The sequence below is a fragment of the Pandoraea aquatica genome, assembly GCF_902459565.1.
In the GTDB taxonomy this organism is placed as follows: Bacteria; Pseudomonadota; Gammaproteobacteria; order Burkholderiales; family Burkholderiaceae; genus Pandoraea; species Pandoraea aquatica.
This window is the reverse complement of record NZ_CABPSN010000001.1, coordinates 686072-707656: the sequence shown is the minus strand read 5'-3', so window position 1 is coordinate 707656 and position 21585 is coordinate 686072. Positions and strand designations below refer to the sequence as shown.

General features: G+C 62.8%; 15 protein-coding genes. 6 read left to right on the top strand and 9 right to left on the bottom strand.

The features are described 5' to 3' along the window. The first annotated feature begins 51 nt into the window (after window positions 1–51). Complete coding sequence (locus tag PAQ31011_RS02925; RefSeq protein WP_150574396.1) at window positions 52–744, top strand: ABC transporter ATP-binding protein; 693 nt, start codon at window positions 52–54, stop codon at window positions 742–744. A gap of 141 nt (window positions 745–885) precedes the next feature. Here the strand turns inward: PAQ31011_RS02925 and pgi are convergent, their stop codons facing one another. The 3 genes from pgi to PAQ31011_RS02910 form a co-directional block, all read right to left on the bottom strand. Then, on the bottom strand, window positions 886–2559 hold the full coding sequence (gene pgi, locus PAQ31011_RS02920) for a glucose-6-phosphate isomerase (protein WP_246179304.1): 1674 nt from the start codon (window positions 2557–2559) through the stop codon (window positions 886–888). A gap of 82 nt (window positions 2560–2641) precedes the next feature. Further along, a complete protein-coding gene (locus tag PAQ31011_RS02915; protein ID WP_150574395.1) occupies window positions 2642–4156 on the bottom strand; it encodes an NAD(P)H-hydrate dehydratase in 1515 nt (504 codons plus the stop codon). Between the two features lie 282 nt (window positions 4157–4438). Further along, a complete protein-coding gene (locus tag PAQ31011_RS02910; RefSeq protein ID WP_150574394.1) occupies window positions 4439–5713 on the bottom strand; it encodes a D-amino acid dehydrogenase in 1275 nt (424 codons plus the stop codon). A gap of 265 nt (window positions 5714–5978) precedes the next feature. On the opposite strand from PAQ31011_RS02910, the gene purL reads away from it, so the two are divergent. From purL to PAQ31011_RS02885, 5 genes are all read left to right on the top strand, one after another. Next, the gene (purL, locus tag PAQ31011_RS02905; protein WP_150574393.1) at window positions 5979–10010 is read left to right on the top strand and encodes a phosphoribosylformylglycinamidine synthase; all 4032 of its coding nucleotides are present in this window, start codon (window positions 5979–5981) and stop codon (window positions 10008–10010) included. 401 nt (window positions 10011–10411) lie between these two features. Then, entirely contained in the window at window positions 10412–11815 is a 1404-nt protein-coding gene (locus PAQ31011_RS02900; RefSeq protein ID WP_150574392.1) for a hypothetical protein, read from the top strand. A 313-nt stretch (window positions 11816–12128) separates the two neighbouring features. Then, window positions 12129–13559 carry a hypothetical protein gene (locus tag PAQ31011_RS02895; RefSeq protein ID WP_150574391.1) on the top strand — a complete coding sequence of 477 codons (1431 nt, stop codon included), beginning with the start codon at window positions 12129–12131 and terminating at the stop codon, window positions 13557–13559. Between the two features lie 538 nt (window positions 13560–14097). Further along, on the top strand, window positions 14098–15255 hold the full coding sequence (locus tag PAQ31011_RS02890; protein WP_150574390.1) for a hypothetical protein: 1158 nt from the start codon (window positions 14098–14100) through the stop codon (window positions 15253–15255). Further along, window positions 15252–16883: a hypothetical protein gene (locus tag PAQ31011_RS02885; RefSeq protein WP_150574389.1), complete on the top strand. Its 1632-nt coding sequence runs from the start codon at window positions 15252–15254 to the stop codon at window positions 16881–16883. Before PAQ31011_RS02890 ends, PAQ31011_RS02885 begins: the two co-directional genes overlap by 4 nt. A 54-nt stretch (window positions 16884–16937) precedes the next feature. Here PAQ31011_RS02885 and PAQ31011_RS02880 read toward each other — a convergent pair whose 3' ends face one another. The 6 genes from PAQ31011_RS02880 to PAQ31011_RS02855 all read right to left on the bottom strand — a co-directional run bounded on the left by PAQ31011_RS02880 (window position 16938) and on the right by PAQ31011_RS02855 (window position 21423). Next, window positions 16938–17732, bottom strand: a complete 795-nt coding sequence (locus PAQ31011_RS02880; protein ID WP_150574388.1) for a peptidylprolyl isomerase — start codon at window positions 17730–17732, stop codon at window positions 16938–16940. A 62-nt stretch (window positions 17733–17794) separates the two neighbouring features. Then, on the bottom strand, window positions 17795–18058 hold the full coding sequence (locus tag PAQ31011_RS02875) for a BolA family protein (RefSeq protein WP_150574387.1): 264 nt from the start codon (window positions 18056–18058) through the stop codon (window positions 17795–17797). A gap of 25 nt (window positions 18059–18083) precedes the next feature. Continuing rightward, window positions 18084–18617 carry a septation protein A gene (locus tag PAQ31011_RS02870; RefSeq protein ID WP_150574386.1) on the bottom strand — a complete coding sequence of 178 codons (534 nt, stop codon included), beginning with the start codon at window positions 18615–18617 and terminating at the stop codon, window positions 18084–18086. Between the two features lie 116 nt (window positions 18618–18733). Beyond that, the gene (locus PAQ31011_RS02865; RefSeq protein ID WP_150574385.1) at window positions 18734–19153 is read right to left on the bottom strand and encodes a YgiW/YdeI family stress tolerance OB fold protein; all 420 of its coding nucleotides are present in this window, start codon (window positions 19151–19153) and stop codon (window positions 18734–18736) included. Window positions 19154–19318: 165 nt separating this feature from the next. Further along, window positions 19319–19741 carry a peptide-methionine (R)-S-oxide reductase MsrB gene (gene msrB, locus PAQ31011_RS02860; RefSeq protein ID WP_150574384.1) on the bottom strand — a complete coding sequence of 141 codons (423 nt, stop codon included), beginning with the start codon at window positions 19739–19741 and terminating at the stop codon, window positions 19319–19321. A gap of 164 nt (window positions 19742–19905) precedes the next feature. Beyond that, a complete protein-coding gene (locus PAQ31011_RS02855) occupies window positions 19906–21423 on the bottom strand; it encodes a protein adenylyltransferase SelO (protein ID WP_150574383.1) in 1518 nt (505 codons plus the stop codon). Between the last annotated feature and the right edge of the window lie 162 nt (window positions 21424–21585).

The window sequence follows — 21585 nt, the reverse complement described above, 5'->3', positions numbered from 1 at the left end:
CACCAGCCAACGACGGCTGATGCGGCCAATTTCAAGAACTCTCTTCTTGCCATGTCGTTTTCCGAAAACGTTATTGAAGTGCGGGGCCTGGGCAAACGGTTGCGTGACGCCACGGGCGAGCTAGTCATTTTGCAGGATATCGACTTCTCCGTCGCGAAAGGCCAGAGCGTGGCCATCGTGGGAGCGTCGGGATCCGGGAAATCCACACTGCTCGGGCTGATGGCCGGGCTCGACACTGCGACCGACGGCAACATCACGCTGCTGGGCAAGTCGCTCGGTGAGCTTGACGAAGAGGGACGCGCCGCGTTGCGACGGGGGGCCGTCGGTTTCGTCTTCCAGTCTTTCCAACTGATGCCGCATCTGACCGCGCTCGAAAACGTGATGTTGCCGCTCGAGCTGTTGGGTGAGACACGAGAGATTCGCAATCGTGCCGTCAAATTGCTGGAACAAGTGGGGTTGGGGTCGCGCCTGACGCACTATCCGAAGCAACTCTCCGGCGGTGAGCAGCAGCGTGTGGCGCTCGCACGTGCGTTTGTGACGGCGCCTGCCGTGCTGTTCGCGGATGAGCCGACAGGTAGTCTCGACACGGCGACGGGCGAGCGGGTCATCGAACTGATGTTCTCGCTTAACGAAGCGAGCGGCGCAACGCTGGTGTTGGTGACGCACGATCTGGCGATTGCGCAACGTTGCGACGCCACCGTGCAGCTTGCAGGAGGCCGTGTCGTGAATGGTGCGGCGATCTGACGCGTGATTTTGACGCGGGGTGCTGATGATTTCGCGCCTGTCTGACGTCGCTTGAAACAAAAAAGAGAAGCCGCAATGGCTTCTCTTTTCGTTGGCATCTGACGAATCCTAAGGCGCTTGCCGGAAAATCCCCGGCCCTCGTTACCCCTTCTTCTTCAGCGCATTCCCGGCAATACGGATCAGCGATGCCGTCGAGGCATCGTGCGCGTCCGGCTTGAGCGAATCCGGGTCGAGCAGCTCCGGCTCGATTGCGCGGCACAGGGTCTTGCCCAGTTCCACGCCCCACTGATCGAACGGATTGATATTCCAGATGGCGGCCTGAACGAACACCTTGTGTTCGTAGAGCGCGATCAACGCGCCAAGGCGTTCAGGCGTGAGCTTATCGATCACCAGCGTATTGCTCGGACGGTTGCCCTCGAACGCGCGTTGTGCGCCTAGCGGGCCGCCTGCCTGTTCGGGTGTTGCCATCGAGCCGCCCTGAAGGAATGCCTCGCTCTGCGCGAAGCAGTTCGCCAGCAGCTTGCGATGGTGGTCGAGATAGGCGGGCTGATCGTATTGCGGTTCGAGCACGGCGATGAAATCAACCGGCACGAGCGTCGTGCCCTGATGCAGCATCTGGAAGTAGGCGTGCTGGCCATTCGTGCCCGGCTCGCCCCAGATGATCGGCGCGGTCTGCCAGGCGACAGGTGATCCATCGATCTGCACCGACTTGCCGTTGCTTTCCATATCGAGCTGCTGGAGATACGGCGGCAGCTTTTGCAGCGCGTCCGTGTATGGCGCAATGGAAAGCGTCTGTGCGTCGAAGAAATTGCGATACCAGATGCCGAGCAGTCCGAGCAGCACCGGCATGTTGGCTTCGAGCGGCGCGTGACGGAAGTGTTCGTCCATCGCATGAGCACCGGCGAGCAGCGCTTCGAAATGCTGCGCGCCCAGATACAGCATGACGATCAGGCCGACAGAGGACCACAGCGAGTAACGCCCGCCGACCCATTCGCCGAACTGGAACACGTTCTCGCGAAGAATCCCGAACTTCATCGCCTCGTCTACATTGGTCGAGACTGCGACGAAATGCTTGTCGAGATTACCCTCGGGAATGCCGTTTTGAATGAGCCATGCGCGAATGGTGCGCGCGTTCGTCATGGTTTCGAGCGTGGTGAACGTCTTCGAGCAAACCACGACGAGCGTGGCTTCAGGATCGAGCGCCGGCAACGTGCGCGCGAGTTCTGTCGGATCGATGTTGGCGATGAAGTTCGCCGAGAGATCTTCTCGACCGTAGACGGCGAGGGCGTCGCACACCATGCGCGGGCCGAGATCCGAGCCGCCGATGCCGACGTTGATCAGATGCTTGATGCGCTTGCCCGTCGCGCCGACCCACCGGCCGTCGCGCACGCGTTCGCTGAAGTCGCGCATGCGGGCGAGCGTCTCGCCGACGCCGCTGCTGACTTCGCCCGAGGTGTCGCGAAACGTCACGCCCTTGGGCGCGCGTAGTGCAATATGCAGCGCGGCGCGATTTTCTGTGACGTTGACGTGTTCGCCGGCCCACATGGCGTCGCGCTTGGCGGGCACGTGGCATTCGCGCGCGAGATGCGTGAGGAGCGTGCGCGTTTTATCGGTAATGCGGTTCTTCGAGTAATCGAGATACAGGCCGGCCGCGTGCAACGAAAAGTTATCGACACGGGCGTTAGCGCCTGCACCGGCGAACCAGTCGCGCATGTGTTGTGCAGCGATTTCGTCGCGATGTTCGAGCAGAGTGCGCCAGGCGGGAAGTTGGTCCAGACGAACGGATGTCTTGTACGGCATGTGCGATATGGCCATTTCGATAAGCCGAAGTATAACGGGAGTCACCGCGAAATCACGTTGAACGCGCTGAAATGCGGCTAAGGACGCCTGAGTATGGCTATGGGCGGATGCCGTTTGCCATTGCCAGTTCGGTACGGATCGCAGGCAAGAGTTCCGACGCCGTCAGACCCGCGGGTCCCACACCGTCGCGCACGCACCGATCGGCGGCGCGCCCGTGAATCCACACGCCAGCCAGTGCTGCCTGGGTTGCAGGCATGCCTTGTGCCAGCAGCGCACCGATGAGGCCGGTCAGCACGTCGCCGGTCCCGGCCGTCGCCAGCCCGGCATTGCCCGTCGTATTGATCCACGCCTTAGCGCCATCGTCTACGACGGTACCCGATCCCTTGAGCACGACCGTCGCGCCAAAATGCTGCGCCAATGCGCGGGCGGACGCGAGGCGGTCCGACTGGATGCGGGCGACGTCGCAACCAGCAAGCCGGGCGGCCTCCAGCGGATGCGGCGTGAGCACCGTCGGCCCGGCGCGCCGACGCACGCGCTCCGCAAGCGCCGGTTCGGCGGCCAGCAGGTTGAGCGCGTCGGCGTCGATCACCAGCGGTGTATCGTCCAGCGGCAGTGCTCGGGAGAGACAAGCGCCTGAGGCCGCCGACGTTCCCAATCCGGGACCGACCGCCACGGCCTGCATGGTGGCAAGGTCGAGGTTTTCAGCGTGCCGCAGCATCAGTTCGGGATGCACCGGATCCCACGCCGGGGCGTCGTGTGCGACGAACCCGATATAGACGCGACCCGCGCCGCTCATCAGACCTGTACGCGCGGAGAGCACCGGCGCGCCCACCATCCCCTCAAAGCCGCCGAGGACTGCGAGCGAACCGTAGCTGCCCTTATGCGAGGCATGGTGACGTTGTGGCAAATGCGGGCGAAACGCGTCGGGCGCAATGGTGGAGATGGGCGATTGCGCCGGTACTTCCGCGAATACGTCGCGCACGCCTAGGGTGGCAACGATCACGTCACCCGCGACATCGCGCCCGATGCCGGTGAAGAGTCCGGGGCAGGCACCGATCATCGCCATCGTTGCATCGGCGCGGACGACCGGCCCGGCAGCGATGCCGGTGGCGGCAAGCAGTCCGCTGGGAATGTCGATGGCGAGCACCGGTGTGCCCTGTGCGTGTACGGCAATGTTCTCGACCAGGGCGGCGGCCGCGCCGTCGAGGGGGCGGGAGAGGCCGATGCCGAACAGGCCGTCGACGATCCACGCGTAAGCCGTCGACTGTGGCCAGATGCTCGGCGCGGGGCGCACCGGCACACCCACAGCGAGGGCTTCGCCGAGCGCCCAGCGGGCGTCGTCTGCCGTGGGCGGCGCGAGTTGCCACACATCGACCAGCACGCCCCGACGGTGTAATTCGCGAGCGGCAACGTAAGCGTCTCCACCGTTGTTCCCGGGGCCGGCGAGCAGCAATACGGGCTGACGGCCTGCGCTTGCGAGCGACGGGAGGTGGCCGTAAAGCCAGTGTGCAATGGCCGCACCGGCTCGCGCCATCAGAGTGTGGGGAGGCAGTTGCGCAGCGGCCGCGCGCTCGACGTCGCGCAGTGTGTCTGGAAGAGACAGATCAAGCATGACAGGCGAAGCTCCGGGAAGCTAGGGCAATGGACGCGGCGTCGCAGCGCACGATGCCCCCCGTTCGACGCCTTTCTGGGGGGCCAGAACGGGCGGGGATGTCGCCGCGCTTTGTGTGCCTATCAGGGAATTATGCCGTCAAAGCGCTGCTTCGCCTGTCGGCGTGAATCTCGACACCGTGTCGGTAATCTCCGACGTGGCGTACCGAGCGGGCAATGGGAATTGGGAAAAGGAAAGGGCGGCGCGGGGGAATGATGGAAATCCCCCGTCGCTTCTGCCCGCTCAGCGGTCGTATCGCGCCAGCGTCAGCCCGTTCAGGTCGATATCCGGCGTTTGTCCGGAGATGACGTCGGCGAGCACGCGTCCCGAGCCGCAGGCCATCGCCCAGCCGGTCGAGCCATGGCCGACGTTGAGGAAAATGCCGGGCAGATGCGTTGCGCCGAGCAGCGGCGGGCCATCCGGCAACATCGGACGCGCGCCGACCCACGCCCGCGCCTCGCGGTATTTGCCTGCGCCGGGGAACCAGTCCGTGGCGACCTTGTACAGCGTCGCGATGGCGCGCTCGCGCAGCACAAGCTGCGTGTCGCCCAGCTCAGCCGTGCCCGCAATGCGCAAGCGATTGCCCTGCGGGGTGATGGCGGTTTTGTACGACTCGTCCATGACGGCGATTCGCGGGCTGAACAGTTCGGTCTTGACCGGCACGGTGATCGAGTAGCCCTTGATCGGCCACAGCGGCAGGTCGATGCCGAGCGGGCGCAGCAGCGCAGTGCTCGCCACGCCGGCCGCGATCACGACGGCGTCCGCTTCGAGCGTCGACGTCTGTCCCGTGCGGGCGGTAGTGGCCGTCTCGATGCTCACGCCGGCACGGCCGACGTTCGGCCGCACCGAGAGTACCGTTGTCTCGGTGGCGAGCGTGACACCCATGTCGCGTGCGATCTGGGCAAGGCGTTTGGTGAACAGCGGGCAGTTGCCGGTCTCGTCGCGCGGCAGATGCAGGCCGCCGGCGAGCTGGGCATCGGTGGAAATCGCGGGTTCGAGCTTGCGGCACTCTTCGGCGGTCAGCAGCCGGTGCGGCACTTCATTCTCGGCGAGCATGGCGCGCGCCGGTTCGTTCATCTTGATTTCGCGCTCGGTACGGAACAATTGCAGATAGCCCTGCGTATGTTCGTATTCGAAGATGTGCGATTCACGCAGTTCGTGGAGGCAGCGCTGACTGTAGAACGCGAGACGTTGCATGCGTTCGCGATTGGCGCGATAGCGGTCGATCTTGCACTCACGCAGCCAGCGGGCGGCCCAGCGCCACGTGCCGGCCGACAGGCCGGGGCGGAAGATGAGCGGGCTGGCAGCGCTGAACATATAGCCCAGCAGCTTGCGCGGCATGCCGGGCGCGGCCCAGGGCGTGACGTAGCCCGGGGCGATGACGCCTGCGTTGCCGAAGCTGCTCTCTTGCGCAACCGTGCTATTGCGCTCGACGAGCGTGACCGTGTGCCCCGCGGCGGCCAGATAGTAGGCAGTACACGTGCCAATGACCCCGCCGCCGATAACGATGACCTTCATTCCCAACCGTCTGGTGTGTGGCGAACGCCCGTTCGTTCGCTTGTTAGTGTCGTTTTTTGACGTGCCGCATGGCCGGCGAACTGCATGAACCGGGTTTTGCGGCCCGAGTGGATACGGGGCGCATAGGTTACCAGAGAGACGCCCTCACAGGGCGGGACGCAACGCAGATTGCCTGTCGCGCACTCGGGTATAACCCGGGGTAAGCAGGGTATAATCCCGGTTTGTCGTTCCCCCGCGTTCTGAACGCCTCGCCTTCCGTCCTTCCATGACTCACATTGCCTGCTTCGCCGGCGCCTTGGCGCTCTCCGAATTCCGCCAGCAACGTCTTCTGCAGACCCTGCAAGCCATCGACAGTTCGATCGTGCGCATCGATGCGCGCTACGTCCACCTGGTCGCCAGCGCCGAGCCGCTGTCGGGTGACGATGTCGCCCGCGTCGCCGGTCTGCTCACTTACGGTGAACCGGTGCGCGAAGAGCCGGTGGGCGACCAACTGCTGGTGATTCCGCGTCTGGGTACGATTTCGCCGTGGGCAAGCAAGGCGACGGATATCGCCCGCAACTGCGGCATCGATCACGTGCGCCGCATCGAGCGCGCCGTGGAATACACGATTGGCGTGAAGTCGGGCCTGCTGGGTGGCAAGAAGTCGCTCGCTGCCGACGTGCTCGCCCGTGTAGCCGGTGTCCTGCACGACCGCATGACCGAAACCGTCGTCGCGACACGCAAGGATGCCGAAGCGCTCTTCGTCGAACTGCCGGCCAAGCCGCTGCAGACGGTCGACGTGATCGGCGTGGGCCGCAGCGCGCTCGAAGCCGCGAACCGCGATCTGGGTCTGGCGCTGGCCGAAGACGAAATCGACTATCTGGTCGACGCCTTCACCACCCTGAAGCGCAATCCGACCGACGTCGAACTGATGATGTTCGCGCAGGCGAACAGCGAGCACTGCCGTCACAAGATTTTCAATGCCGACTGGACCATCGACGGCGAGCGTCAGGACCTGACGCTGTTCAAGATGATCAAGAACACGCACCAACTGCACCCGCAGGGCACGGTGGTGGCGTATTCGGACAACGCTTCGGTGATGGAAGGCGCCGAAGTCGAGCGCTGGTATCCGCGCGGCGCCGATGGCAAGTACGACCGCAGCGTCGAACTCACGCACACGCTGATGAAGGTCGAGACGCATAACCACCCGACGGCCATTTCGCCGTTCCCGGGTGCGTCCACGGGCGCAGGCGGCGAGATTCGCGACGAAGGCGCAACGGGTCGCGGATCCACGCCGAAGTCCGGGCTGACGGGCTTCACCGTGTCGAACCTGGCGCTGCCGGATGCGCGCGAATCGTGGGAAAACGACCGCGACGTGGCGGTGCCGCCGTCGCTGCGCAAGCCCGACGACACCGGTGCAGACTACGGTCGCCCGGACCGCATCGCGTCGCCGCTGCAAATCATGATCGACGGCCCGCTCGGCGGCGCTGCGTTCAACAACGAATTCGGCCGTCCGAACCTGGGCGGCTACTTCCGTACCTACGAACAGAATGTGGGCGGTCGTGTGCGTGGCTATCACAAGCCGATCATGATCGCCGGCGGCATGGGCAACATCGCCGCGCAACACACGCATAAGCACGACCTGCCGGCCGGCACGCTGCTGATCCAGATCGGCGGCCCGGGCATGCGCATCGGCATGGGCGGAGGTGCGGCCAGCTCGATGGCAACGGGCACCAACACGGCTGAACTCGACTTCGACTCGGTGCAGCGTGGCAACCCGGAAATCGAGCGCCGTGCGCAGGAAGTCATCAACTGGTGCTGGCGTCAGGGCGAAGCCAACCCGATCCTGTCGATTCACGACGTGGGCGCAGGCGGCATCTCGAACGCCTTCCCCGAACTGGTCGACGGCGCAGGCAAGGGCGCGCGTTTCGATCTGCGTCAGGTCCAGTTGGAAGAGTCGGGTATGTCGCCCGCCGAAATCTGGAGTAACGAAGCGCAAGAGCGCTACGTGCTGGCCATCGCGCCGGACAGCTTCCCGGCATTCCAGGAAATCTGCCAGCGCGAGCGTTGCCCGGTGGCAGTCGTCGGTGTCGCCACGGACGAGCGTCAACTGAAGCTGGTCGACCCGATGCATCCGGAATCGCCGGACCCGGTCGACATGCCGATGGATGTGCTGCTCGGCAAGCCGCCGCGCATGCACCGCGACGTCACGCGTGTGAAGCATGAACTCCCGCCGGTGGATGTCACCGGTCTGTCGCTGGACGAAGTGGCGCGCGCCGTGCTGCGTCATCCGACGGTGGCGAGCAAGTCGTTCCTGATCACCATTGGCGACCGTACCGTGGGCGGCATGACGGCACGCGACCAGATGGTCGGTCCGTGGCAGGTGCCGGTGGCCGACTGCGCCATCTCGTTGATGGACTTCGCAGGGTATCGCGGCGAAGCCATGACGATGGGCGAGCGCACGCCGCTGGCGGTGATCGATGCCCCGGCATCGGGCCGTATGGCCGTCGGTGAAGCCATCACCAACATTGCGGCAGCACCGATTGCGTCGCTGGATCAGATCAAGTTGTCGGCCAACTGGATGGCCGCGTGCGGCACCGAAGGTGAAGACGCGGCGCTGTTCGACACGGTGAAGGCCGTCGGCATGGAACTGTGCCCGGCGCTGGGCCTGTCGATTCCGGTCGGCAAGGATTCGCTGTCGATGCGTACCAAGTGGGACGACGCCGGTCGTAACAAGGATGTCGTCGCGCCTGTGTCGCTGATCGTGTCGGCGTTCGCACCGATCGAAGACGTTCGTGGCCATCTCACGCCGCAACTGCGCTCGGTCGCAGAGGCGGGCGAGACGGTCCTGATCGCCATCGATCTGGGCCACAACAAGAACCGTCTGGGCGGCAGTATCCTCGCGCAGGTGACGCAGCAGATCGGCGATGTGACGCCGGATCTGGACGACGCGCAGGATCTCAAGCGTTTCTTCGACGCCATCCAGAAGCTCAACAGCGACGGCAAGCTGCTCGCGTACCACGATCGTTCGGACGGCGGTCTGTTCGCCACGGTCGCGGAAATGGCATTCGCCGGTCACGTCGGTGTGTCGCTCAACGTCGACATGCTCACGCTCGACGAGGGCTTCGAATCGGATTATGGCGACGCCAAGGATTGGGCGAAGCAGACCGTCGGCCGTCGTGAAGACAAGACGCTGCGCGCGCTGTTCTCGGAAGAACTCGGCGGCGTGATTCAGGTGCGTGCTTCGGAGCGCGACGCTGTGTTGCAGACGCTGCGCGAAGCCGGCCTGTCGTCGTGCACGAACGTGATCGGTAAGCCGAACACGAACGACGTCATTGAAATCTATCGCGATGCCAAGAAGATCTTTGGTGCCTCGCGTGCCGAACTCCAACGCGTGTGGACGGAAGTGAGCTGGCGCATTGCGCGTCTGCGCGACAATCCGGCCGCCGCGGACGCCGAGTACGAAGCGCTGAACGACACGAGCGACCCGGGCCTCTCGCCGAAGGTGACGTTCGATGCGAGCGAAGACATCGCGGCACCGTTCATCGCAACGGGCGCGCGTCCGAAGGTGGCCGTCCTGCGTGAGCAGGGCGTGAACTCGCACCTGGAAATGGCCTACGTGCTGGACAAGGCCGGTTTCGAAGCTTATGACGTGCACATGAGCGATCTGCTCGCGGGCCGTCACTCGCTCGAAGCGTTCAAGGGCTTCATCGCCTGCGGCGGTTTCTCGTACGGCGATACGCTGGGTGCCGGTGAGGGCTGGGCGAAGACGATCCTGTTCAACCCGTCGCTGGCCGAGCAATTCGCGGGCTTCTTCAATCGCGCCGACACGTTCGCGCTGGGCGTGTGTAACGGTTGCCAGATGATGAGCAACCTGTCGAACCTGATTCCGGGCGCGGCAGCATGGCCGAAGTTCACGTACAACCAGTCGAAGTACGAAGCACGTCTGACGCAGGTCGAAGTGCTGGATTCGCCGTCGCTGTTCTTCAAGGACATGGCCGGCTCGCAGTTGCCGATCGTGATCGCACACGGTGAGGGCTTCGCCAACTTCGGTCAGCAGGGCAACATCGATCAGGCGATTGCGGCGATGCGTTTCGTCGACCATCGCGGTCAGCCGACCGAGCAGTATCCGTACAACCCGAACGGTTCGCCGCGCGGTCTGACGGCTGTGACGACCGGCGACGGCCGCTTCACGGTGATGATGCCGCACCCGGAGCGCGTGTTCCGCACCGTGCAGATGAGCTGGGCACCGGAACAGTGGGGCGAAGACAGCCCGTGGATGCGCATGTTCCGCAACGCACGCCGCTGGGTGGCTTAACGCGTCACGCGTTCGCGTTGCGTAGGGCCAGATGCCGCGTCGGTTGCGGCATCTCTGAAAAACCGTCTTTCCTGCCAAGGGAAAGGCGGTTTTTTTACGTCCGGACATCCTTCGTCCACCACCGTCACCTGTCAGGGTTGACAGTTGTTCGCCGCGAATCCTGCGTGGCCCAATAGGTTTGGGGCGGGTTCGCGCGAGGTGCCGTGATGAAAGGTTCGACTTCCCGAAGTGTCGTGCGCCGATGCGTCGAGCGCGCGAGGTCGGTGCTGACGGTTATCGGCATTTTGTTGTCGGTCACCTGTGCGCCTGCTAACGCAGCATCTGGCGTTGATGTCGCGCAGCTCGTCAATCAGCGATACGACTCGCGTGTCGAACGATGCGCCGTTGACCGTCCGATATGGATGTGCAGCGGTTTGGTCGTGCGTCCGTTGGCGGGTGGCGCGTCGCAGCAACTGGCCGCGCTCACGCCCGAGGAGACGCAAACGCAGTCGGCAGAGCTTGCCTTCGTGCGGGGCGATCTTCGCACCTCGTCGCTCGGCGCGACGGCGGGCTTCATTCTGGCGGACGGCTTCACGGCGAGCGGTTGGCAGAAGCCGTACGACGTGCGCTGCGTCTATCCCGTCGACGTAACACCTCCCGGTATCACGGGTGCCCATGGTTGCGATCTGCTCGGCGGTACCACGCCGGTGCCGCCCGACTGGAGTTCGTGCGCAACACACGGCGTTACGGATGCGACGTCATGGCTCGCCCACTTCGTCGCGAACGGCCAGACTCCGTTACGACAGTGCTCGCTGAGCGCTCAAGTGGCGACGCAGTTCTACGCCGCCATGCAGGCGCACGGACAAGTGGCCGATTCGCTCGCGCAAATGCCCATGTCGTTGCTGATTCCCGCTTGGAACCCGGCAACACCAGCGACGATCCCCATTCAGGCGTTTTACTTCGACGTGAGCACCCCCGGCCAGTTGGTGCAGGCGCAGCGCTATCAGATGCAGTACTTCACCGCGACGAACGAATGGGTGCCGATCTTGCGCGTGATGTTTGCGCCGGGGCAGGGGGCATCGTTCGGTTACGACGAAACCGATCAGTTGGACAGCGGCTTTCGGGTTGTCGCGCGATTGAAGGCGAGATTTGCCGATACTTCGCCGAGTTGCAACGGCGGGACGAGAGCCGCCTACTTTTGCGCTGGCGTGATCATTCGCATGGTCGCCGTGAGAGACATGCCGATCTGGAATCCGCGGCCTGACTATATTACTCGGGATGGCGTGTCGACCAGCTACATGCGAGCCGATGCCAGGGTGACGCAACTGGCGACTGGTCGTGGCGGAACGGGACTTATCTTCAAGGAGTTTGGTGCTCCCGTCGAGTACCCCCTTACGATGAAGTGTGCATTTCCTGCAAACGCGGCAACTGCATCCCGTCCGGACAGTTGTATGAGGCCAGGGCAAAACCGGTACTGCGATGCGCTTGGCGTTACGACCTACGCAGCATGGGGCGCGTCGCAATGCCCATTTAGCGTGACACCGGCGCAGTTCAACCTCAGTGTGACAGTGCGTCGTGATCATGCCGGAGCCGTCGACGCATGGAACGAGCAGACGATCAAACCGTGGACCCGTGATATCCCCGCGAAGATACCTCTGGAAGCCTTCGTCGCCGTAGGTGACGCCTTTGTCGATGCCCGCACGATCCAACTCGGATACATGAACGCGACGGGGCGTTTTCTCCCCATCGTCCGAGTCAATGCAACGGCGGCCCCCGATCAGATGTTCATCTACGTGCCGGCGGATCAGGTTGGGGGGCAGCCGTAGTGTGCAAGTCGAGCAACGGTGAACGTACCTGTCAGGGTTGACAGTTGTTCGCCGTGAAGCCTGCGTGGCCCAATAGATTCGGGGCGGGTTCACGTGAGGTGCTGTGATGAAAGGTTCGACTTCCCGAAGTGTCGTGAGCCGAAGCGTCGTGCGCACGTGGTCCGTGCTGACGTTTATCGGTATTTTGTTGTCGATAACCTGCACGCTCGCTCATGCAGCATCCGGCGTTGATGTCGCGCAGCTCGTCAATCAGCGATACGACTCGCGTGTCGAACGATGCGCCGTTGACCGTCCGATATGGATGTGTAGCGGTTTGGTGGTTCGTCCGCTGGCGGGCGGCGCGTCGCAGCAACTGGCTGCGCTCACGCCCGAGGAGACGCAAACGCAGTCGGCAGAACTCGCGTTCGTGCGGGGCGATCTTCGCACCTCGTCGCTCGGCGCGACGGCGGGCTTCATTCTGGCGGACGGCTTCACGGCGAGCGGTTGGCAGAAGCCGTACGACGTGCGCTGCGTCTATCCCGTCGACGTAACACCGCCCGGTACCACGGGTGCCCATGGCTGCGATCTGCTCGGCGGCACTACGCCGGTGCCGCCCGACTGGAGTTCGTGCGCAACACACGGCGTCACTGACGCGACGACATGGCTCGCACACTTTGTCGCGAACGGCCAGGCCCCACTTCGGCAGTGTTCCCTGAGCGCTCAGACAGCGACGCAGTTCCACTCAGCCATGCAGGCGCACGGACAAGTCGCCGATTCGCTCGCGCAAATGCCCATGTCGTTGCTGATTCCCGCGTGGAACCCGGCGACACCGGCGACGATTCCCGTCCAGGCGTTCTATTACGACGCCAGCACCCCCGGCCAGTTGGTGCAGGCGCAGCGCTATCAGATGCAGTACTTCACCGCAACGAACGAATGGGTGCCGATCCTTCGTGTGACATTCGCGCCGGGGCAGGGCGCGTCGTTCGGCTTCGACGAAACGGATCAGATGGATGAGGGCTTCCGCGTGGCTGAGCGTTTGACGGACCGATACAAGGACCTCTCGTCGAGTTGCAATGGCGGCAAGGACCCCGCGTTCTACTGCGATGGCGTGCTCATTCGGATGGTGGCGGTCAGGGACATGCCGGTGTGGAATCCGCGTGCTGATTACTTCGATCGTGATGGCGTATCGTTTTCCTATCTGCGAGCAGACGCCAAGGTCACATCGGTGGCGTCTTGGACTGGCGGGACGGGCTTAATCATGAAGGAATTCAACGCGCCCTCCGAACAGCGGTTGATTCTTAAATGCTCGTTCCCAACGGATGCCGGTACCGCGAGTCGTCCCGACAGCTGCATTCCTCCTGCTGGTTATGGGGACCCGAGGTTCTGCGATCAATTGGGCGTCACGTCTTACGCGACCTGGTACGCGCGCTATTCGAATAGCAACATTTGGGGGCACTGTCCGTTTCGCCCTGACCCTGCGTCATTTCAACTCAGTATCACCATCCGCCGCGACTATCCGAGCGACGTGATTATGGGCTACAAGCACAACGAAATAACGATGAAGCCCTGGCCGCGCGACATCCCGGCAAAGCTCCCGCTTGAAGCATTCGTCGCGGTCGGCAACGTGTATGCAGACGCTCGCACCATCCAGCAAGGTTACTTCGGTGCCACCGGACGATTCCTGCCGATCATCCGCGTCAACGTTACCGCGGCCGCTGACCAAGTCTTCATCTACGTCCCCGGCGATCAGATCGGGGCGAATTGATGCTTCGCACAGACGCAAAGGGCCGCGTCACGTTCTTCTGGCGGCATACGGGCAACAACTACTCGATGCTTCCCGAGCATCAGTAGAGATATCGGTATCCAATGCGGGGAGATGACAAATGAAAACGAGCTTAGCGAAAAGGGTTGGATTGGGATGGACGCTTCTGCTTTGGCTGGCGCTTGTCGCATGCACTTCGCCCTCGCCTGGGCCGCAAACACTCGCGCCGCCTGAAGCTGCGAGTGTCCCCGCAGCGGCGGCCGACCCTGCGGCACAGTTGACAACCTGGTACAGCCGGACTGATCAAAATTGTGGCTCGGTAAATCGACCGGCGTTTCTGTGTAGTGGCGCGATGATGCGTGCGACCGATACGAACCCGGCGTTCCTGCCGTGGGACCCCAGCCCGGACAGTCTTCGTAGGGGCGGTGTCTCGTTCGTTTGGCTTCGTACCGATTCCGGGTTCACAAAACTGTATAAGCACGCGAACGGCTACATTCTCTATCCGGGAATGGAGGCGCCAGCCGGCACTCGCGAGATGGAGGTGCTGTGTGCATTTCCGCTCGACGGGGCTACGGATCAGCGTGCCACGGAGCAAGGTTGCGGGCCGGTGGGTTATGACCCGATGGAGAGCCGTTCGTGTGACGTGCTGGACATTACGACAGCGTCGCAATGGGTGACGCACTTCCAGAAGCGGAATCAGCGCGCCTACAACATGTGCGGTTGGAACTTGCGCATCGGGCAGCAAAACACCGCCGACCGGTTTTGGCAGAATATTCTGGCCCATCAGCAGCAACCCCCGGTCGACATCATGGACTGGAACGAGATCGTGATCGGGATCTGGCCGACCGGGTCCGGCGCAACGTTGCCCATCCACTCGTTCTTCTATTTCTCGACCAGTGCCGGCGCGCTTGACGACGCGCAATCCGACCAGCAACGCTATTACCAGGCGTACGGCAAGTTCATCCCGATCGTGCGCGTCGGTATGCCAGTCGACAGCGCGGCGAAGGCGACGTTCAGCTACCTCCCGGCAGATCAGGTCGTTGCACCCGATAACGGTATCGGCACGACCTTGCCCAAGGTGGTGGAAGCTTCCGCAAACAATGGCCTGCGTCTGCTCATTTCCGATTTCTACGAACGCGACACGGTAACGGTCGAAGTGCCGGCCTATCCGGGCATGGCCGCCGGGCAGACGGTGGGCGCGCGGTGGCGCGGGCCGTCTGTGACCTATGACACGCCGATCAAGACCGTGGCAGCCGTCGGTAGCATGACGTTCAGCATTCCGCGAGTGGAGGTGATCGACGCCATCGGCACGACCGTCCCGGTGACATTCAGCGTGAAGCGCGATGCCAATCCTATTGAGCATTCCGGGACGTTGAATTTACAGGTCGAAGCACAGTCGCTGTCGTTGCCCGCGCCGACCATCGATGCAGGCAAAACGCAGGTGACGGTGTCGTTCCCGGGCGCGGTGAGCACCCATAACGTGCAAGTGCGATGGGCGGGCGTGGTGGTGCGCGATACCGAACGTCAGACCGTGGTGCCGGGACGCGCCAACCTGTTCCAGATTCCGGCTGCCTGGGTCAGTGAGAACGCAGGCAAAACGGTGGCGGTGAATTACGCGGTCGGCACGACTTCCGGGGCACGTTATCAGTTCTCGAAAGTGTTGCGAGTGCCTAACTGGCACGGAGGAGCGATTTCATGAACTTGCAAATGCTTGATCGGATGGCGACGACATTATCGTCGCCGATACGCTTTCTCCTGCAGGCCGGCGCCTTTTACTGCCTGGTGCTTGTCGGCTTGCCCGTCTACGCCCTGACCGGAACCGACGTCGCCTATCTCGTCAATCAGCGGTATCAGTCCACCGTGGCGAAGTGCGGCGTGGACCGGGCCGCATGGCAGTGTTCGGGCGTGGTGATGCGTCCTTTATCCGCCGATTCTGGTCTGTCTTTCAGTCAGCTCTCGACGGACGAAGTCGCGTTGCAATCGGTCAACGTGGCGTACATCCGTCGCGATCTCAGGATTGCGGCATTGGCGACGAGCGCCGGGATGATTCTGGCAGACGGCTTTACGGCTGCGGGGCAGGGCAAGGCGTATGAGGTGCGTTGCACCTACCCCTTTGCCCCGCCTATCACGCAAGACGTGCCATCGCATGGCTGCAATGTGGCCGAAAGCGGGCAACCGATACCGCCGGATTTGAGTACGTGTGCGGCATCCGGTGTCACGGACACAGCCGCATGGCTCGCCGACTTCAAGGCACACGGCGAAGACGTCGCGAAACAGTGTTCGTTGAGCGCGACGGTGGCGAGACAGTTCAAAGCCAGCCTCGAAGCACACGAACAAGTGTCGGAGGCGCTCGCCGCAAAACCCAACAGGCTGCTGATCGTGGCATGGGATCCGGCGAAGCCTGCGACGATTCCCGTACAAGCGTTCTATTATGACGTCGCCAACGGCGGCCAGCTCATGCAGGCGCAGCGATACCAACGGCAGTACTTCGAAGCGACGGGGCAGTGGCTGCCGATCTTGCGCGCGTCCATCGGCGGCGCAGGCGGGACCGCCTTCGGATTCGATGAGCGCGACCAGCTCGATTACGGGATCGCGCTCGTGCGCAAGATCAATGCGCGATTTGCCGAGACTTCCGACTGCGGTGCTCAACCGCTTTACGTGTGCAGCGGCGTCATCTTTCGCATCACGGGATACGGGCCCACCTTTCACTCGTGGAACAATAGCCCGTCTTCCGTGACCCTTGACGGCGTAGCGACCGTCTTCATGCGAACGGACTCCCGGACCACAGTGATTCCCTGGGGGTTTGGCGAGGGTTTTGTGTTCGACGTCATCGGCGCGCCGACGCAGACGCCCTTGATCCCACGTTGTGCTTACCCGGCCGACGGGTACACGAACCATCGCACGAATCGTTGCGGTCAGACGTCGAGTCCGTTGAGCGCGTCGTGTGCCGGACAGGGCATTACAACCCTTGCTCAGTGGCAGACGCATTTCGCGCAGGCGAAGTGGACCAATCAGTGTTCATTCGGCATCGATAAGGCTGCCTTCGCGCTCATGGTCGCGGCGCACAGTTCGCTGCCGGTGCCGTCGGTTCCCAAAGAGCACGGGTGGACCGAACTGGTCTTCAAACCCTGGCCAGACGACATTCCCACGCAACTCCCGATTCAAGCCATCTTCTTCACACCGGAATCGCTGGCGGGGGCCCAATACATTCAGCGGGATTACATGGACACAACCGGTCGGTTCCTGCCCATTCTGAAGCTCGACATCGTGGGTTCACCCGATGCGCCGTTCAGCTACAGCGTGGACGATCAGGGAACGGCCGAATAAACAAAAATCCCGCCGAGTGGCGGGATTTTCGTTTGCATCAGTACGCCAAAGCGCTTACTGAATCTTGGCCTTCTTCTCCAGGCCTTCGATGAAGCCTTGCAGCTTCTCTTCCTGCATCTGCTGCACGAGCTGCGGCTTGACGTCGGACAGCGGCGGAATCTGTGCGTCGCGCACGTCGTCCAATTCGAGCACGTGGTAACCGAACTGCGTCTTCACCGGCGTTTGCGAGTATTGACCCTTCTGGAGCTTTTGCAGCGCGTCGGCGAACTCGGGCACGTAGGCGTTAGCCGGCGACCAGTCGAGGTCACCGCCGTTCTGTGCCGAACCCGGGTCCTTCGAGTACTGCTTGGCGAGGTCGGCAAACTTGGCACCGCCCTTGAGCTTCGCAATGATGTCCTTGGCCGTATCTTCGCTCGGCACCAGGATGTGACGTGCGTGATATTCCTTGTCGCCGAACTGCTTCTTCAACTGGTCGTAACGCGCTTGCAGGTCAGCGTCCGTGACCGGCGACGTCTTCTGGAAGTCGGTGATGAGCGCGCGGATCAGCACGCCTTGTTCGGCCAGCTTGAGCTGCTGCTTCACGCCCGGGTCCGAGGCCAGACCCTTGCTGATGGCTGCCTGCGCGAGCACTTCGCGCTTGACCAGTTCTTCGCGCACCTGCTGTTGCAGTTGCGGCGAGTTCGGCTGACCCTGACGGACCATTTCGCGCAACATGGCGTCGGCGCGCGCCACAGGCACCGGCGTGCCGTTCACGACGGCAACGTTCTGGGCGAGGGCGGGGAGAGAGACGGCGGTCAGCGACACGGCAGCGCCGAGCGCCAGTGCCGTGCGGGCGAGTTTCAATGCCATGCTGTTTTTCCTAACGAATGACGAAGGCAAGATTAATCGACGGGGGACGCGTCGCAGGCTGGTTACGCTTCGCCAGGGGCGAGCGCAACGATGGCGAGGGCGTGAATGCCGTTCTGCATCAAATCGGCTAGCGCATCATACACCAGGCGGTGACGCGCAACGCGGTTACGTCCGGTAAATGCCGCAGATACGATACGCACGTTGTAATGACCGCCCGACGCGGCACCGGCGTGCCCGGCGTGCCGCGCGCTATCGTTTTCGAGCGTGAATTCGAGCGGGGAGAGCGCAGCGGTGAGCCGCGCTTCGATTTGCTGTTCCATGGTCATGGCAGAGGCTTCCTGACAGACGACGTTACTCGTCCTGTTTGATGTACTTCGCGAGCCACAGGCTCTGCACGACGATGAACACGACCATGAGGCCCATGCCACCGAAGAGCTTGAAGTCGACCCACGTGTCCGTGGAGAAGTGATAGGCGATGACCAGATTGAGCACGCCCATCGCGAGGAAGAAGAGCGCCCAGCTGAAGTTCACGGCGCGCCACAGATGCTCGGGTAGCGCCATTTGCTTTTCCATCATCGCGCGAATCAGATTCTTGTCGAACATGAGTTCGGCGACGAACAGCGTGATGCCGAAGAGCCAGTAAAGCGCAGTGGGCTTCCACTTGATGAAGGTTTCGTCGTGCAGCAGCATGGTCGCGCCGCCGAACACCACGATGATCGCCAGACTCACCCACTGCATGGGTTCCACCTTGCGGTGGCGAAACCACATCCAGATAACCTGAGCAATCGTCGTGACGATCGCGATGCCGGTCGCCACGTAGATGCCGGCGAATTTGAAGGCGACGAAAAACAGGATGACCGGTAACAGGTCGAAGAGAAATTTCATGAAGTCTCGGCTTGGGGGCTTCGGAGGTTTCCGCGCCCGGCCTAAAGGCCGAAGGCCGGGGCGCAAACCCGCATTATATTTCAAAGGCCCGTGCCGGGAACGGAGAAGCGTGTCGGTTACTTGACGATTTCGATGCGCTTCACGTCGATATCGTTCGGCTTCATGCGGTGGGTGTCCACCTCGCCGATGATGCGCACCAGCGTCTCGGGGGTGATCTGCTGATTCGTCGGCAGATATTTGTCGTCGAGTTCGATCTCGATCGAGCCGGAAGCGTCCTGGAACGTGTAGTGCTCGTGCTTGATCCGGTTGACGATGTGGCCCTCGATGACGGCCTCCATATCCTTCGGGGCCTTGAGCGCTTGCTCGACCGTCACGGCGCGTGGCATGACCGTCGGCGCAGCGATGGTGCCGCCGGCCGTCGCGCCGGCTTGCGGCACATTGATTTGCGCGTGTGCGGGGGCGCTCAGCATGACGCCGCCGGCAATCAGCGAGGCGGCGACGGCGAGGCTAAGGCGACGATCAGATTTCTTGGACATGACATGGGCTCCCAGTAGAAAGTCAGGTGGACGCAAGACTAAGGCCAGAAGTTGCCAATTGCCGGAGAAAATGGGCGAAATTCACGCCATTTCACCGTGTTTCAGCGGCGCGTAGCCGCTTTTTGAAAGCGGACGCCGCAGCGTCCGCTATCCGGAAGATTACCCTCAATCGTCTTTCGGCTTGTCGGACTCGCCCGCTTTGTCCTCAAAGTTCAACGACGCCGAGTTGATGCAATAGCGCAGGCCGGTCGGCTGCGGACCGTCTTCAAAAACGTGCCCGAGGTGGGCATCGCAATTGTGACAGCGCACTTCCACGCGCACCATGCCATGGCTGTAATCGGCGATTTCGTCGATACCGGCGCCTTCGATCGGTTTGGAGTAGCTCGGCCAGCCGCATCCGGCATCGAACTTTTCGGTCGATTCGAACAGCGGCGCGCCGCAGCACACGCATCGGTAGGTGCCGTCCTTCCAGTGATCCCAGTAACGGCCCGTAAAGGCACGCTCGGTCGCCGCGTGGCGGGTGATCTGGTATTCGACGTCGTCGAGTTGGGCACGCCATTCGGCGTCGGTCTTTTCCACTTTGCTCATAGAAGTCTCCTGTGGCGCGCCGATACGGTGTTGGCCACCGTGCGTCGCATACGTTCAGTCGGGTTCAAAGGGATTTAGCGCGTCAGGTAGCCAATGTGGGGACGAAACCCGTCTTTGCAACTACGGGCACACGCCACGTCCGCTTCGCGCCAAACCCAGGAAATTCAGGACGAGCAACTGACTTCCAACTGACCGGCCCAGTCGGGCGGCAGCTCGGCGTAGCGCTCGAATTCGGGCTGTTCGTCATACGGATGCGAAAGCACCTTGAGCAGCGTGTCGACCTCGGAGAAGTCCTTCTCGTTGGCGCGACGAATGGCGACTTCCGCCAGATGGTTGCGCAAGATGTACTTCGGGTTGACGAGCCGCATTGCCACGGCGCGTTTGGCGTCGGTGCTGGCCTCGTGACGCAGGCGCGCGCGGTAATCGCCCGCCCACGCGTCGAATCCCGGACGGTCGATGAACATGTCGCGCAGCGGGGCGTCTGCGTCCGGGTTGTCCAGTTGCAACGTTGCGAGTGTGCGGAACAGATGCGTGAAATCGACGCGTCCTTCGTGCATCAGCTTGAACAGTCGGTTGATAAGCGCTTCGTCGTCGGCATGCGACTCGCGCAGGCCCAGCTTGGCGCGCATGCGCAGGTCGATTTCTTCGGCAAAGCGCGTCTTGAAAACGGGCAGCACCGATTTCGCCTGCTCGACGGCCGCTTCGCCTTCACCGAACAGCGGCAGCAGCGATTGCGCCAGACAGAACAGGTTCCAGTACGCGACGTTCGGCTGCGCTTGATACGCGTAACGTCCCTGCGTATCGGAGTGATTGCAGATGTGATGCGCATTGAAGCCATCGAGAAAACCGAACGGGCCGTAATCGATCGTCAGACCGAGAATCGACATGTTGTCGGTGTTCATCACGCCGTGGCAGAAGCCCACGGCCTGCCAGTGCGCCACCAGCTCGGCTGTCGCGTCGCACACGGCGCTCAGCAGGGCGAGATACGGGTTGGCTTCCTCGCGGCAATGCGGATAGTGGTGATCGATCGTGAAGTCGGCAAGCTGACGCAAGGCTTCGTACTGATCGCCCGCCCAGAAGTGCTCGAAATGGCCGAAGCGGATGAAGCTCGGCGACAAACGCGTGACAACCGCTGCGGTCTCGATCGTCTCGCGGCGCACGGGGGCGTCCGAACCGATGACGCACAGCGCACGCGTGGTCGGCACGCCGAGATGAAACATCGCTTCGGAGCCGAGAAATTCGCGGATCGACGAGCGCAGCACGGCGCGTCCGTCGCCCATGCGCGAATACGGCGTAAGACCGGCGCCCTTGAGCTGAATCTCCCAGCGCCCGCCGGGGCCGTCCGATTCACCGAGCAACAGCGCCCGGCCGTCGCCCAACTGACCGGCCCACACACCGAACTGGTGCCCGGAGTAGACACTGGCGAGCGAATCGCCGCCGGCCAGCGGGGTATTGCCCGCAAACGTGGCAAGGAATTCCGGATCGCGCGCGGCCTCCGGCGACCAGCCGAGCAGACGCGCGGCATCGGCGGAGAAACCGACGAGGTAGGGTTCCGGGAGCGGTTGGGGCGGCAGGCGTGTAAAGAACTCGGAGCCGAGCGTCGCGAAACGGTTCGCCAACGGTAGCGGTCCGAACGGTTTGAGTGATGCGAAAACTGAGGCGGGGCGGTCGGTGGCCGGCATTGGGGACGTTCCTGATGGTGAACAAACATTCTACTTGAGGTGTCCGTTGCTTGCTGCCGGCTTGCGTACACTGGCGGGACGTTGCCCGTGTTGCGCCGCACAAGCGATGAGCGTTGACCGGGCGAGCGTGCACGTCAAGAATGATTTCCGAACACGGCTTTC